Raw genomic sequence first — 15,710 nt, 5'->3', positions numbered from 1 at the left:
ACTCTCAACTTTACGCTAAATTTTGGGGATAGAATAACTTGTCGCCATTCATTCTGCATATTATCCGTTAATAATAATGTATTATTACCATCATTGATGCGTAGACCTGGGATTGTAGGTCACCTTAAATTTAAGCTGAAATAGCCACTATTATTTAGGCCTGCAATTCGCAGGCCTTTTGTGTTTAACGTTTACACTGGCAATCTGAATGGTGATGATGGCTATGATGATCATCGTTACCACAACAAGCATCTATTGCCTTGTTCATAATCTCAGCGAGCGTATTTACCGTTCCTAAAATCGTAGGCAACTGGTCACACACATTCGCACACTCTGAACGCCCTGAGCTATCTGGATTTGGAATCGTTGGCGGAATCAAACTGTCGCAGAGAATTTCTTGCAGTACGAGACCGAAGTTAGCAATACCCGTGGTGTATATATAAGAGCGGCCACCGGTTTTATCCGCTAAGCGAGCATACTCTTTGGTCACGCGGTCTCTGTCCGCAAGCGTTGGAAAACGGTCGAGGTTCGTTGGCGCATCATCCGGCGTTCCTTGATAGGTATACACTTTGACATGGGCATGTTGGGCAATTTCAATCGCCTCATTATTTTTGGCAATGGCCGCGCTGGTGAGTCTCCCTCCACCACCTTCCATTCCTTCATCACCTAGGACAAAAATGGCTCGGCGCGCACCATCACGCCAATCAAAGTATTTACTCACATCGATAACTGCACGGCAGAGATCTTCTTTATTCCCTGCATGGTCAATACCATCGGCTTCTTTGAACGGTAAGCGAGCTTGTAAGCTACTTTCGTTGACACCTTTTAAGATAAGGTAATCACTCACCGATTGATCAAACTTCGTACCAGCCCAAACACCTTGAATCCCCAAAAATGTGGCTCTTAAGTGTGATGGGCAATTGGCTGCTGCTTTTTCAATAGCAGCATCAATTTGTTGGCTTAAATCAGCTGACTCATCAGACATTGATCCACTCGTGTCAATGACGACTACTAGGTCTAAAGCAATATCCCCAGTCCCTGTAACAAGCTGAGAAGTTTGATTTACCATAATACTTGGCGCACCAAACGAAGCCATGCCACTGATTGAGCTATTAGAAGCGGTCATTTCATTATCATTTTCAATACTATTATTTTCTGTACTCTTACCCATCTTTATATTCCTGTTAAATTCATAGCATTTAATATATTGGATCTTCACATTTTAATAATATATTTATATAATACTTTTATGATGTATCTAACTACCCCCTAAGTAATTTACTCAAGGTCGCCATTATTAATTTAATCGCTTTTTAATTTACATAATAATTAATGTCAAAATACTAATAAAAATTAATCAATCCATTTAAAAATCAATTTATTAACAAATAAAATTAGTAAATCCTTTTGCTAAAAAAAGAAAAAATGAAGAATAACATCATAAAATTATTGAATTTATCATTCATAATAGAAAGTTACGCTATATGGTTCAATAGTTGTTAGTGACTAACAAATGAGATGATATTCACTAAGTTAATGTTCACCTATATTACTTCTAAAATTTAATTGGTGTGTTTATTCATTATAAAAATACTTAATTAAAGATATTATTTTATTCATAAATCATTCAAATAATGATGAAGTTAACTTGTTAATAAAAAATCTCAACTCTATATACAATGAAAAACTTTAATAATTTAGCTGATTTCTATAATAAAAGTTTGCTATGGCCATATCGAAAAATGCTCGAATTACCGACTTTAAAAAAGTGGTTAGGGGAAGATGTTTTAGTCAGGATACTAGATTATGGCTGCGGTGGAGGGGCAATATCTCGCTGGTTAGTAAGCCAAGGATACAAGCATGTTGTTGGCTATGATACCTCAATAGGAATGATAAAAAGTGCTCAAGAACATGAAGCCAGAACACCTAAAAATATTCAATATATTAATGAAATGAGCTCAATCCTCCATTATTCATTTGATGTGGTCATCGCTATCTATCTACTGCCCTACGCAGTCAATAAAGTACATCTACTTACGTTACTCCAAAGCATGTATCAAGCTTTAACCCCTCAAGGGAAAATCATTGCGATAACGCTATCCCCGAACTTTTCGACCGACCCAGAGTACTATCGACCTTACGGTTTTCGCTTAATTGCTCAGGACACTCTACATGATGGCAGCCAGGTGGCTCTAAATATCTGCGAAGCATCTACTGATATCACTCTCCCCACCTATTATTATTCTTTGGAAACCCTAAAGAGTACATTTGAACAAGCAGGCTTTAGTAACGTCACGACACTCCCCTATTCACCGAGCTTTTCAAACAACGATCCCGCGCTATTGAACTATCTTCAATGTCCCCACTGCATCATTATCACAGCGCACAAAAAGACCCCTTAACTCAATTCAATACACAATAACTTATCGCGAAAGTCCCAATAACGGACTTTCTTCTTACACACATACAATGGAGACCCCATGAGTTTAAAACAACGTAGTTTAGCGCTCTTACATACCGCCCGTTTTGTCACTTTTGCCACGCAATGCAACGATCATTCGCCGTGGGCTTCTACTGTAGAGCCTAGAATACTCCTTAATCCATTACGCTTTATTTGGTTTTCATGTCATCAAAGTCAGCATTCCCAAAACATTCGACAAAACCCTCAAGTGAGCGGTTCTCTATTTCGTTATGATTTAATTGAATATCCCGAGATAGGATTGGATGGCGCACAATTTATCGGGCATGCCCGTGAGCTATCTGATGAAGAATGTATCAGTGCTTACTCACATTTTTATCAACTCACACCGTTTGACGATACTCAGCACTTAACAGACATGATTCCCTTAGAACAACTTCAAAAAAATGGGCATTCTCGATTTTATCAAGTAGACATTGAGCAATTCTGGTTGGTTGATATTGAAAGTTGGGTTACACACAAAGAAAATAGACGGGTTTCGGTGCCTCTAAGTTACCTGAATGATGAATAACTCATTGGCAAAAAAAAACCGGTATCTTTCGACACCGGTTCTATTAAGCGATTCTATCAATCAAAAATTATTTCTGATTGTCGCTAGTGAAGCCTGCATTTAACAGTTCAGCTAAGTTCGCTGTTGCCTCGTCTGCGCTAACTTGTGGAGCTTCCACAGCTTCGCTCAGATGACGACGACGGATACGATCTTGGTGATACGCAAAACCAGTACCCGCAGGGATCAGACGTCCAACAATAACGTTTTCTTTCAGACCGCGCAGTTCATCACGTTTACCTGCTACCGCAGCTTCTGTCAGTACGCGTGTAGTTTCTTGGAATGATGCCGCTGAGATAAAGGATTCTGTTGCCAGAGATGCCTTAGTAATACCCAACAGATCACGATCAAAGTTAGCCGGAATTTTACCTTCAGATTCCAGTTTACGGTTAGAAACTTTAACACGAGAGTACTCAACCTGCTCACCTTCGAGGAATTCAGAGCTTCCTGCATCCGCGATGGTGACTTTACGCAGCATCTGACGAACGATAACTTCGATGTGTTTATCGTTAATCTTAACGCCTTGTAAGCGGTAAACTTCTTGAACTTCGTTAGTGATGTAACGAGTCACAGCATGAACACCACGCAGACGCAGGATGTCATGTGGAGACTCTGGACCATCAGAAACAACGTCACCACGTTCAACGATTTCACCTTCGAATACGTTGAGCTGACGCCATTTAGGAATCATCTCTTCGTATGGCTCACTACCATCTAATGGAGTGATAACCAGACGGCGTTTACCTTTGGTTTCTTTACCAAACGAGATAATACCGCTGATTTCAGCCAGAATCGCAGGCTCTTTCGGACGACGAGCTTCGAACAAGTCAGCAACGCGTGGCAGACCACCCGTGATATCTTTAGTCCCGACGGATTCTTGTGGAATACGCGCTAAAGTATCACCGGCATTGATCGCAATGCCATCATCTAACTGAACAATTGCTTTACCCGGTAAGAAGTACTGAGCTGGCATGTCGGTGTTAGGGATCAGAACATCATTGCCGTTCGCATCGATAACACGCAGCGCAGGACGTAAGTCTTTACCAGCACTTGTACGCTCAGCAGTATCCAGAACCACGATTGAAGACAGACCGGTTAACTCATCAGTTTGACGAGTCATAGTCTGGCCATCAAGCATGTCAGAGAAGCTGATGATACCAGATACTTCACTGACAACTGGCATGGTGTGTGGATCCCAGTTCGCAACGGTTTCACCGCCGATCACTGACGCGCCATCACCTTTGGTTAAGTGTGCACCGTAAGGAACTTTATAGCTCTCTTTAGTACGACCGAATTCGTCAATCAGACGCAATTCTGTATTACGTGAAGTAATAACCAGTTTGCCTTCTGAGTTGGTTACGAATTTCGCGTTAACCAGTTTCAGAGTACCTGTGTTACGAACTTGGATGCTAGATTCTGCTGCCGCACGAGATGCCGCACCACCGATGTGGAACGTACGCATCGTCAGCTGTGTACCCGGCTCACCGATTGATTGTGCCGCGATAACACCGATAGCTTCACCTTTGTTGATGATATGACCACGAGCCAGGTCACGACCATAACAGTGAGCACACACACCGAAGTCAGTTTCACAACTTACAACGGAACGTACTTTCACGCTATCAACAGAGTTAGCTTCTAACAGGTCACACAGTTTTTCGTGTAACAGTGTATTACGTGGAACCAGAATATCAGCTGTACCTGGGATCAGGATATCTTCAGCTGTTACACGTCCAAGTACACGTTCACGCAGTGGTTCTTTAACGTCGCCACCCTCGATAACCGGAGTCATCAGGATACCTTCGTGAGTACCACAGTCATCTTCAGTCACTACCAAGTCTTGAGCAACGTCAACTAAACGACGAGTCAGGTAACCGGAGTTCGCTGTTTTCAATGCGGTATCCGCAAGACCTTTACGAGCACCGTGGGTAGAAATAAAGTACTGGAGAACGTTCAGACCTTCACGGAAGTTCGCCGTGATTGGTGTTTCGATGATGGAGCCATCTGGCTTCGCCATCAGACCACGCATACCAGCTAGCTGACGAATCTGCGCAGCAGAACCACGAGCACCGGAGTCGGCCATCATAAAGATACTGTTGAAAGAAACTTGTTGTTCTTCTTCACCGTCACGGTTGATGACTGCTTCAGTAGACAAGTTTTCCATCATCGCTTTAGCAACACGTTCGTTTGCCGCTGCCCAGATATCGATAACTTTGTTATAACGTTCGCCTGCTGTAACCAGACCAGACTGGAACTGTTCCTGAATTTCTGCAACTTCCGCTTCTGCTTCGGCGATGATTCCAGCTTTTTTCTCTGGAATAACCATATCGTCGATACCAACCGATGCACCAGAACGTGCCGCATAGGCAAAACCGGTATACATGATTTGGTCAGCAAAAATAACAGTTGGCTTCAGACCCAGTACACGGTAACAAGTGTTCAGCATTTTGGAGATTGCTTTCTTACCTAACGCTTGGTTAACCAGAGAGTAAGGCAGACCTTTCGGTACGATCATCCATAAAATTGCACGACCAACCGTGGTATCAACTAAACCAGTGTTAATCGTAATGTTACCTTCGCTGTCCTTCACTTCTTCAGTGATACGGACTTTAACACGGGCATGCAGTGAAGCATGACCTGAACGGTAAACACGCTCAGCTTCTTTAGGACCGGCTAATACCATGCCCTCGCCTTTCGCGTTTACACAGTCACGAGTCATGTAGTAGATACCCAATACAACGTCCTGAGAAGGAACGATGATAGGCTCACCACTTGCAGGTGACAGGATGTTGTTGGTTGACATCATCAACGCACGCGCTTCTAACTGAGCTTCCAGAGTCAGAGGAACGTGTACCGCCATTTGGTCACCATCGAAGTCGGCGTTATATGCCGCACAAACGAGTGGGTGCAATTGGATAGCTTTACCTTCGATCAAAATTGGTTCGAAAGCTTGGATACCCAGACGGTGAAGTGTTGGTGCACGGTTCAGCATAACTGGGTGTTCACGGATAACTTCATCCAAGATATCCCAAACAACCGCTTCTTCGCGCTCAACCATTTTCTTCGCAGCTTTAATGGTTGTTGCCAGACCACGTAATTCTAATTTGCCGTAGATAAATGGTTTGAATAACTCAAGTGCCATTTTCTTAGGCAGACCGCACTGATGCAGACGCAGGTATGGACCTACGGTGATTACAGAACGACCTGAGTAGTCAACACGCTTACCAAGTAAGTTCTGACGGAAACGACCTTGTTTACCTTTGATCATATCTGCCAAAGATTTCAGAGGACGTTTGTTAGAACCTGTGATTGCGCGACCACGACGACCGTTATCTAACAGTGCATCAACCGCTTCTTGCAACATACGTTTTTCGTTACGTACGATGATGTCTGGCGCAGCCAGATCCAGAAGACGTTTCAGACGGTTGTTACGGTTGATTACGCGACGATACAGATCGTTCAGATCTGATGTTGCGAAACGACCACCATCCAGTGGAACTAATGGACGCAGATCAGGTGGCAGAACTGGCAGAACGTTTAAGATCATCCACTCTGGTTTGTTACCAGATTGAATGAACGCTTCTAACAGTTTGATACGCTTGGTCAGCTTTTTACGCTTGGTTTCTGAGTTAGTTTCATTTAACTCTTCACGCAGCGTTTCGCACTCGTTCTCAAGATCAAGGTTTTTCAGCAGACCTTGGATTGCTTCCGCACCCATTTTTGCGTCAAATTCGTCACCGAACTCTTCCAACGCATCTAAGTATTGCTCTTCTGTCAGAATCTGTGCGCGCTCAAGGCTGGTCATCCCGCCTTCAACAACAACATAAGATTCAAAGTACAGAACGCGTTCGATATCGCGCAGTGGCATATCGAGCAGCAAACCGATACGGGATGGCAGTGATTTTAAGAACCAAATGTGTGCAGTCGGAGATGCGAGTTCAATATGACCCATACGCTCACGACGAACTTTAGTTTGTGTAACTTCAACGCCACACTTCTCACAAATCACACCACGGTGTTTTAAACGCTTGTACTTACCGCACAAACATTCGTAGTCTTTTACTGGCCCGAAAATACGCGCACAGAAAAGACCATCACGTTCTGGTTTGAACGTACGGTAGTTAATGGTTTCTGGCTTTTTAACTTCACCGAATGACCATGAACGGATCATATCAGGTGATGCCAGAGCAATCTTGATCGCATCAAACTCTTCGGTCTTGGTTTGCGCTTTCAGAAACTTAATTAAGTCTTTCACTAAATGGCTCCTGTCGGAGTTAGACCTGTCAGGTGAGTGCTCGAGGCCACTCTCCCCAAATCCCAGTGCTTACATGGGCCGGAAGGCGAACCTTCCGGCACAAAACGAATTACTCGTCTTCCAGCTCGATGTTGATACCCAGTGAGCGGATTTCTTTCAGCAATACGTTGAAAGATTCCGGCATACCAGGTTCCATCTGATGGCTGCCATCGACGATGTTTTTATACATCTTCGTACGGCCGTTAACGTCATCCGATTTAACTGTAAGCATTTCTTGAAGAGTATAGGCTGCACCGTATGCTTCCAGTGCCCACACTTCCATCTCCCCGAAACGCTGACCACCGAACTGCGCTTTACCACCCAGCGGCTGCTGAGTAACCAAGCTGTAAGAACCAGTTGAACGGGCGTGCATCTTATCGTCAACCAAGTGGTTCAGTTTCAGCATGTACATGTAACCTACGGTTACCTGACGCTCAAATTTCTCGCCAGTACGACCGTCGAACAGTGTAATCTGACCTGAAGTTGGCAGACCGCCCAGTTTCAGCAGTTCTTTAATTTCTTTCTCTTTCGCACCATCAAACACTGGCGTTGCAATTGGCATACCTTTTCTCAGGTTCTCAGCCAAACGCATAACTTCTTCATCAGAGAAAGTATTTAAGTCAACTTTCTGACGCGGATCATCACCTAAATCGTAAGCTTTCTGGATGAATTCACGCAGTTTGGCAACTTCTTGCTGCTGTTTAAGCATAGCATTGATTTTTTCACCAATACCTTTAGCAGCCATACCTAAGTGAGTTTCCAGAATCTGACCGATGTTCATACGTGATGGTACGCCCAGTGGGTTCAGAACGATGTCAACTGGGTTACCGTTTTCATCGTAAGGCATGTCTTCAACTGGGTTGATTTTTGAGATAACACCTTTGTTACCATGGCGACCCGCCATTTTATCACCCGGTTGGATCTGACGTTTAACAGCCAGATAAACCTTAACAATTTTCAGTACGCCCGGAGCAAGGTCATCACCTTGGGTGATCTTGCGACGTTTCGCTTCCAGTTTCTTCTCGAACTCAGATTTCAGTTCATCATACTGTTCAGCTAATTGCTCTAACTGGTTCTGTTTCTCTTCATCAGCTAACGCTAATTCTAACCAACGGTCACGAGGCAGTTTATCCAGTTTTTCAGCTTCAATACCACCGCTGATCAGTACAGAACGGATACGAGAGAACAATGCGGATTCAAAAATACGCAGTTCTTCTGTTAAGTCTTTCTTCGCATCACGTAACTGAGTTTCTTCGATTTCCAGAGCACGTTTGTCTTTCTCTACACCATCACGGGTAAATACTTGTACATCGATAACTGTACCAGATACACCGTTAGGAATACGTAAAGAAGAGTCTTTAACGTCTGACGCTTTCTCACCGAAGATAGCACGCAGCAGTTTTTCTTCTGGCGTTAATTGTGTTTCACCTTTAGGGGTTACTTTACCAACCAGAATATCGCCGCCTTTCACTTCTGCACCGATATAAACGATACCGGATTCATCAAGTTTAGACAGTGCTGCTTCACCAACGTTTGGAATATCCGCAGTGATCTCTTCAGGTCCTAATTTGGTGTCACGAGACACACAAGAGAGTTCCTGAATGTGAATAGTTGTGAAACGGTCTTCTTGAACAACACGCTCAGAAACTAAGATGGAGTCTTCGAAGTTATAACCATTCCATGGCATGAATGCCACGCGCATGTTTTGACCAAGTGCTAATTCACCAAGGTCTGTTGAAGGACCATCAGCTAACACATCACCACGTTCAACTGGCTCACCTAAAGATACGCAAGGCATCTGGTTGATACAGGTGTTCTGGTTAGAACGAGTGTATTTAGTCAGGTTATAGATATCGATTCCAGCTTCGCCCGGATACATCTCATCTTCGTTAACTTTGATAACGATACGAGAAGCATCAACGTATTGAACTGAACCACCACGTCTAGCAACAGCAGTAACACCGGAGTCAACCGCTACTGCACGTTCCATACCTGTACCAACTAATGGTTTGTCAGCACGTAAAGTAGGAACCGCTTGACGTTGCATGTTTGCACCCATCAATGCACGGTTAGCATCATCGTGTTCAAGGAATGGGATCAGAGACGCACCAACAGAAACAACCTGTTGAGTCGAAACGTCCATATATTCAACTTGTTCACGGCTGAATAAGCTTGATTCACCTTTGTTACGACAAGTGATCAATTCTTCGATGAAACGACCATCATCACTTAATACGGTGTTTGCCTGAGCAATGATGAAGTTACCTTCTTCGATTGCAGACAAGTAATGGATTTCATCCGTTACGATGCCATCACGAACTAAACGGTAAGGGGTTTCTAAGAAACCATACTCATTGGTCTGTGCATAAACAGATAATGAGTTGATCAGACCGATGTTCGGACCTTCAGGCGTTTCGATTGGACAAACACGACCATAGTGAGTTGGGTGTACGTCACGTACTTCGAAGCCCGCACGTTCACGAGTCAGACCACCAGGGCCTAATGCAGAGATACGGCGTTTGTGCGTAATTTCAGACAGTGGGTTGTTCTGGTCCATAAATTGAGACAGCTGGCTGGAACCAAAGAACTCTTTAACTGCGGCTGAAATTGGCTTAGCGTTGATCATATCCTGTGGCATTAATGCATCGAGGTCGCCCAGAGAAAGACGCTCTTTCACTGCACGCTCAACACGAACCAGACCTACACGGAATTGGTTCTCAGCCATTTCACCAACGGAACGAATACGACGGTTACCTAAGTGGTCGATATCATCGACTTCGCCTTTACCGTTACGGATATCGATGAGTTTACGCATAACATCAATGATGTCTTCTTCACTCAGGATACCAGAACCTTCGATTTCATCGCGGTTCAGTGAACGGTTAAACTTCATGCGGCCTACAGCAGACAAGTCATAACGGTCTTCAGAGAAGAACAAGTTATCGAACAGGTTTTCTGCCGCTTCGCGAGTTGGTGGCTCACCAGGACGCATCATGCGGTAGATTTCTACCAGTGCACTTAAGCGATCGTTAGTTGGGTCGACACGAACGGTTTCAGAGATATAAGCACCGTGGTCTAAGTCGTTAGTAAACAATGTTTCAATTGTTTTGTGACCAGATTGGCTCAGACGTGCCAACATATCTAATGACAGTTCCATGTTCGCTGCACAAATCAGCTCACCAGTGCTCTCATCGATATAGTCTCTTGCAACAACTTTACCTGCGATGTATTCAACAGGAACTTCGATGCTGTTAATTTCTTCTTTTTCTAACTGACGAATATGACGTGCAGTGATACGACGGCCTTTTTCAACATAGACTTTGCCGTTTGCTTCGATATCGAAAGAAGCAGTTTCACCACGTAAACGCTCAGGAATCAGCGTCATCATCAGTTTATTATCACGAATTTGGAATACAGTTTTTTCGAAGAACAGATTTAAGATTTCTTCGGTGTTGTAATCCATTGCACGCAGAATAATGGTCGCAGGTAATTTACGGCGACGGTCAATACGTACAAACAGGTTATCTTTCGGATCAAATTCGAAATCAAGCCATGAACCACGGTAAGGGATAATACGTGCGTTATACAGCACTTTACCTGAAGAGTGAGTTTTACCTTTATCGCTGTCAAAGAATACACCTGGACTACGGTGTAACTGAGAAACGATAACACGCTCAGTACCGTTGATAACAAAAGTTCCGTTTTCAGTCATGAGTGGAATTTCACCCATGTAGACTTCTTGTTCTTTGATGTCTTTAACGGTGCCTTCTGGTGCTTCTCGCTCATAAACGATCAGGCGCAGTTTTACACGCAGTGGTGCAGAATACGTCACACCGCGAATTTGACATTCTTTAACATCAAAAACAGGCTCGCCTAAACGATAGCTGACATATTGCAGTTCCGCATTGCCGCTGTAGCTCTGAATTGGGAATACAGAACGGAAAGCTGCTTCCAAACCATTCTGGCCATCAGGATCTTGCTCGATAAACTTCTGGAACGAGTCAAGTTGGATAGAAAGGAGATAAGGTATATCCAAAACTTGTGGACGTTTACCAAAATCCTTACGAATACGTTTTTTCTCGGTATAGGAGTAAACCATAGGTTTCCTCAGCTCGTTGATCAGTGACCCAAGTCGTTCGTCCTTAGGTAAAGGACAGAACAGGAACGCGTTTTTGAAGAAATGGAAAATGAATACTTTCCGTAATACTCATTGCTATTACTCTTAAATCATTTCATTGCATTCCTGAGGCTACCGAGCTACCCGAGCGGGTCGTAGCGCAGAACACAGTATATTAAGTCGTCAATAGAAAGAAGTATTGGGGGGTTGTTTGTTAACATTAAAACTGCGTGAAAAGCTGTTAACACCCATCACGCCTTACAGCGCAAAAAGGCTGGTGATTATAAAATCACCAGCCATCAGCCTAATTACTTAAGCTGCGTTCTTGAATTTGAACTTATTTAAGTTCAACAGAAGCGCCTGCTTCTTCAAGAGATTTTTTCAGAGTTTCAGCTTCGTCTTTGCTTGCAGCTTCTTTGATAACTGCTGGAGCTGATTCTACCATGTCTTTAGCTTCTTTCAGGCCAAGACCGGTTGCACCACGTACTGCTTTGATAACTGCAACTTTGTTCGCACCAACAGATGCCAGAACAACGTCGAACTCAGTTTTTTCTTCAGCAGCTTCAGCTGGGCCCGCAGCAACAGCAACAGCTGCAGCAGCAGAAACGCCGAATTTTTCTTCCATCATAGTAATCAGTTCAACAACGTCCATTACAGACATTTCTGCAACTGCATCAAGGATTTGGTCTTTAGTGATAGACATAACAAGTGTTCCTAAAATTCAGAAATAGTTTATACGTTAAAAAGCAACGAAGGAAAGGGCTTATGCAGCTTCTTTCTGATCGCGCAGAGCAGCCAGAGTACGAACCAATTTGCCGGCAGCGGCTTCTTTCATGGTTGCCATCAGGCGTGCGATTGCTTCATCGTAAGTTGGGAGAGTTGCCAGACGATCGATATCTTTCGCTTGGATTAACTCACCTTCAAAGGCCGCAGCTTTAATCTCAAATGCTGGATTCGCTTTCGCGAACTCTTTGAACAGACGAGCGCCAGCGCCCGGATGTTCGTTAGAGAAAGCAATTAAGGTTGGACCAACAAACGCGTCTTTCAGTACATCATACGCTGTACCTTCAACAGCACGACGAATCAAAGTGTTGCGAACAACACGAATGTAAACGCCAGCTTCGCGACCTGCTTTACGCAGTTCAGTCATTTTTGCTACAGTTACGCCGCGTGAATCAGCAACAACTGCAGAAAGCGCGCCTTTGGCTACTTCGCTGACTTCAGCAACAATCGCTTGTTTGTCTTGAAGATTTAGTGCCATTAGCTTCTTGCTCCTGGATTAACCGGGAAAACCCGGGACTCACATCACTCAAACACAACATTATGTAAGAGCGCTAAAACACGGTGAGCAGAATAGAAATCCAGAATAAATTCTAGGTATCTCTGTCACCGTCTACGCAGGTAAATTAAGTAGCTACTAGTAACTAATAAACTACACCTGCGGTCTTGGACGGGGTCTGGAAAGGCCAGACTCCATACCGAAATTTGTGGTTTGTTGGGCATATTTCTATCCCCAACAAACTCGAGGCGTCAAATTTTATACAAATCTAACGCAAAGGTAAAGCCTAATTACCGATTAGCAAATGCTAACGGAATTAAACTGCTGCTGACAGACCAGATTGGTCGATAGCAACACCTGCGCCCATTGTAGTGGACAGGCTGATTTTCTTGATGAAAACGCCTTTAGCAGAAGCTGGTTTTGCTTTTTTCAGCGCGATCAGCAGTGCTTCTAAGTTTTCTTTCAATTTGTCAGCGTCGAAATCAGCTTTACCGATAGTGGTGTGGATGATTCCGTTTTTGTCGTTACGGTAACGAACCTGACCCGCTTTAGCGTTATTAACAGCTTCAGCAACGTTAGGAGTTACAGTACCAACTTTCGGGTTTGGCATCAGACCGCGTGGACCCAGAACTTGACCTAATTGGCCAACAACGCGCATTGCATCTGGAGAAGCAATAACAACGTCAAAGTTCATTTCGCCAGCTTTGATTTTATCAGCCAGATCTTCCATACCAACCAGTTCAGCGCCAGCAGCTTTAGCAGCTTCAGCGTTTGCGCCTTGTGCGAACACAGCAACGCGAACTGAACGGCCAGTACCGTGTGGCAGTACAGTTGCACCGCGAACGTTCTGGTCAGATTTACGAGCATCGATACCAAGATTGATAGCTACGTCAACGCTTTCAACGAATTTAGCAGTCGCTAATTCTTTCAGCAGAGCAACGGCTTCATTGATGTCATACTGTTTAGTTACATCAACTTTCTCACGGATATTGCGCATGCGCTTAGTCAGTTTAGCCATTCTATTAGTCCTCCACTACCAGGCCCATGGAACGAGCAGTACCAGCGATTGAACGCATCATCGCGTCAACGTCAGCACCAGTCATATCCGCAGCTTTAGTTTCTGCGATTTCGCGAACCTGTGCAGAAGTCACTTTACCAACTTTGTCTTTGTTCGGCTTACCAGAACCAGACTTAACGCCAGCCGCTTTTTTCAGCAGAACTGCTGCCGGTGGAGTTTTAGTTACGAAAGTGAATGAACGGTCTGCATAAACAGTAATAACAACAGGAATTGGTAAACCTTTTTCCAGGCTATCTGTTTTTGCGTTGAACGCTTTACAGAATTCCATGATGTTCACACCTTGCTGACCCAGTGCTGGACCAACCGGTGGACTTGGGTTTGCCATACCAGCTGCTACTTGCAGCTTAACGTAGGCTTGTACTTTCTTAGCCATGATATTTCCTCAAATTGGGTAATAACGCCTTAGTCGATAAGGCTCCCCGTTACATTAACGCCCCGCAAAACCCTATTTGTATAGTATTTTGCCAAGCATAAAAAACAAAAGGCGCGAAATTGTATGAAAATTTCGCGCCTTTTGCAAGTCTGAGACTCGGATTAATTAGGCTTTTTCTACCTGTCCGAAATCTAACTCAACAGGCGTTGCACGACCAAAAATGGAAACAGAGACTTTTAAGCGGCTCTTTTCATAGTCGATTTCTTCAACAACACCGTTGAAGTCAGCGAATGGACCTTCGCTAACACGAACCATCTCACCTGGTTCAAATAGTGTTTTAGGACGTGGCTTATCACCAACTTGTTGTAAGCGATTCATGATCGCGTCAACTTCTTTATCACTAATTGGCGCTGGACGATCTGACGTTCCACCGATAAAGCCCATTACACGCGGAACACTGCGTACTAAGTGCCAAGAGTCATCGTTCATGACCATTTGAACTAATACGTAGCCTGGGAAGAATTTACGTTCGCTCTTACGACGTTGACCGCTACGGATCTCAACAACTTCTTCAGTTGGAACCATAACATCGCCGAACAACTCTTCCATATTATGTAATTTGATATGTTCACGCAGAGACTGTGCTACGCGACCTTCAAAACCAGAGAATGCCTGAATGACATACCAGCGTTTTTTAGGTAAATCTGACATTTAGAATAACCTCAGGCTTGTAATAAATGAAACTAAACGCACTAGGATACCATCTAATCCCCACAGGATTAATGACATTACAGCCGTTACAGCAGCAACAATCAACGTTGTTTGCAATGCTTCCTGGCGAGTAGGCCAAATGACTTTTTTCACCTCGATGCGAGCTTCGCGCGCAAACGCCAGAGTTGCTTTACCTTTTGTGGTCCACAAAGCAACAGCACCAGCAATAGCGACTACAGCTACAACTGCAAAAGCACGCAGTGCGAGATTATATTGACGGAAGTAATAGTTACCCACGATAGCAACTAATAGTAAGGCACAGACAACTACCCATTTGAAGATGTCTGCACTGCGTCCACTTCCTTGAGCTTCGCTATTCGCACTCATAATTCAACCTGTTACCATGAAATATGTATAAAGCCCGCTTGCCTTACTTATACAGTACGGCAATCAGAGCACACCAATAGAATATGCCAGCATACCCAGTAAATTTATTGACCACCCTATTCTGAAAATAAATTTCTTTTTGTGGCAGCGGTAAAATATACCATAACTTCTGAGCAAAACCTTAATAAATCTCATATAACTGTATCGGGCTCTCAATACAGTTAGTAAATCGTTGTTTCAGAGCCTATCTCACCAATAATTATTAAAACGATTGATGAGATAGGTTCTTAGGTTTACAGCGTTGGCATTTTAAAAACTTGAGTATAAAAAGGGCATCAGTCGATGCCCTTTTTACTAAAGTGGTTCTTTCTTATTCAGAAAGAGCGGTATTATGCAATGATTCTTGCAACAACACCCGCACCTACAGTACGACCACCTTCACGGA

General features: G+C 43.8%; 11 protein-coding genes. 2 read left to right on the top strand and 9 right to left on the bottom strand.

The window, feature by feature from the left end; all coding sequences use genetic code 11:
* Window positions 1-184 precede the first annotated feature (184 nt).
* Entirely contained in the window at window positions 185-1,171 is a 987-nt protein-coding gene (locus tag PR766_RS17585) for a hypothetical protein (protein ID WP_006663016.1), read from the bottom strand.
* 508 nt (window positions 1,172-1,679) lie between these two features.
* On the opposite strand from PR766_RS17585, the gene PR766_RS17580 reads away from it, so the two are divergent.
* Window positions 1,680-2,402 (top strand): class I SAM-dependent methyltransferase, encoded by a 723-nt coding sequence (locus tag PR766_RS17580; RefSeq protein ID WP_154636072.1) that lies wholly within the window; start codon window positions 1,680-1,682, stop codon window positions 2,400-2,402.
* Between the two features lie 78 nt (window positions 2,403-2,480).
* Window positions 2,481-2,990 carry a pyridoxamine 5'-phosphate oxidase family protein gene (locus tag PR766_RS17575; RefSeq protein WP_036963413.1) on the top strand — a complete coding sequence of 170 codons (510 nt, stop codon included), beginning with the start codon at window positions 2,481-2,483 and terminating at the stop codon, window positions 2,988-2,990.
* Between the two features lie 67 nt (window positions 2,991-3,057).
* Here PR766_RS17575 and rpoC read toward each other — a convergent pair whose 3' ends face one another.
* From rpoC to secE, 8 genes are all read right to left on the bottom strand, one after another.
* Window positions 3,058-7,281, bottom strand: a complete 4,224-nt coding sequence (rpoC, locus tag PR766_RS17570; protein ID WP_006657049.1) for a DNA-directed RNA polymerase subunit beta' — start codon at window positions 7,279-7,281, stop codon at window positions 3,058-3,060.
* Window positions 7,282-7,390: 109 nt separating this feature from the next.
* Window positions 7,391-11,419, bottom strand: a complete 4,029-nt coding sequence (rpoB, locus tag PR766_RS17565) for a DNA-directed RNA polymerase subunit beta (RefSeq protein WP_154636073.1) — start codon at window positions 11,417-11,419, stop codon at window positions 7,391-7,393.
* A gap of 355 nt (window positions 11,420-11,774) precedes the next feature.
* Window positions 11,775-12,140: a 50S ribosomal protein L7/L12 gene (gene rplL / locus PR766_RS17560; RefSeq protein WP_006657047.1), complete on the bottom strand. Its 366-nt coding sequence runs from the start codon at window positions 12,138-12,140 to the stop codon at window positions 11,775-11,777.
* A 60-nt stretch (window positions 12,141-12,200) separates the two neighbouring features.
* Window positions 12,201-12,698, bottom strand: coding sequence for a 50S ribosomal protein L10 (rplJ, locus tag PR766_RS17555; RefSeq protein ID WP_006657046.1), 498 nt, complete (start codon window positions 12,696-12,698; stop codon window positions 12,201-12,203).
* A gap of 334 nt (window positions 12,699-13,032) precedes the next feature.
* The gene (gene rplA / locus PR766_RS17550; RefSeq protein WP_006657045.1) at window positions 13,033-13,734 is read right to left on the bottom strand and encodes a 50S ribosomal protein L1; all 702 of its coding nucleotides are present in this window, start codon (window positions 13,732-13,734) and stop codon (window positions 13,033-13,035) included.
* Between the two features lie 4 nt (window positions 13,735-13,738).
* On the bottom strand, window positions 13,739-14,167 hold the full coding sequence (gene rplK / locus PR766_RS17545; protein WP_006657044.1) for a 50S ribosomal protein L11: 429 nt from the start codon (window positions 14,165-14,167) through the stop codon (window positions 13,739-13,741).
* 165 nt (window positions 14,168-14,332) lie between these two features.
* Entirely contained in the window at window positions 14,333-14,878 is a 546-nt protein-coding gene (gene nusG / locus PR766_RS17540; RefSeq protein WP_006657043.1) for a transcription termination/antitermination protein NusG, read from the bottom strand.
* Entirely contained in the window at window positions 14,879-15,265 is a 387-nt protein-coding gene (gene secE, locus PR766_RS17535; RefSeq protein WP_006657042.1) for a preprotein translocase subunit SecE, read from the bottom strand. It abuts the gene before it with no gap.
* Between the last annotated feature and the right edge of the window lie 445 nt (window positions 15,266-15,710).

It is taken from the genome of Providencia sp. PROV208, from assembly GCF_028479465.1.
GTDB classification, from domain to species: domain Bacteria; phylum Pseudomonadota; class Gammaproteobacteria; order Enterobacterales; family Enterobacteriaceae; genus Providencia; species Providencia alcalifaciens.
The sequence above is the reverse complement of the archived record's forward strand: the minus strand, read 5'-3'. Positions and strand labels throughout refer to the sequence as shown.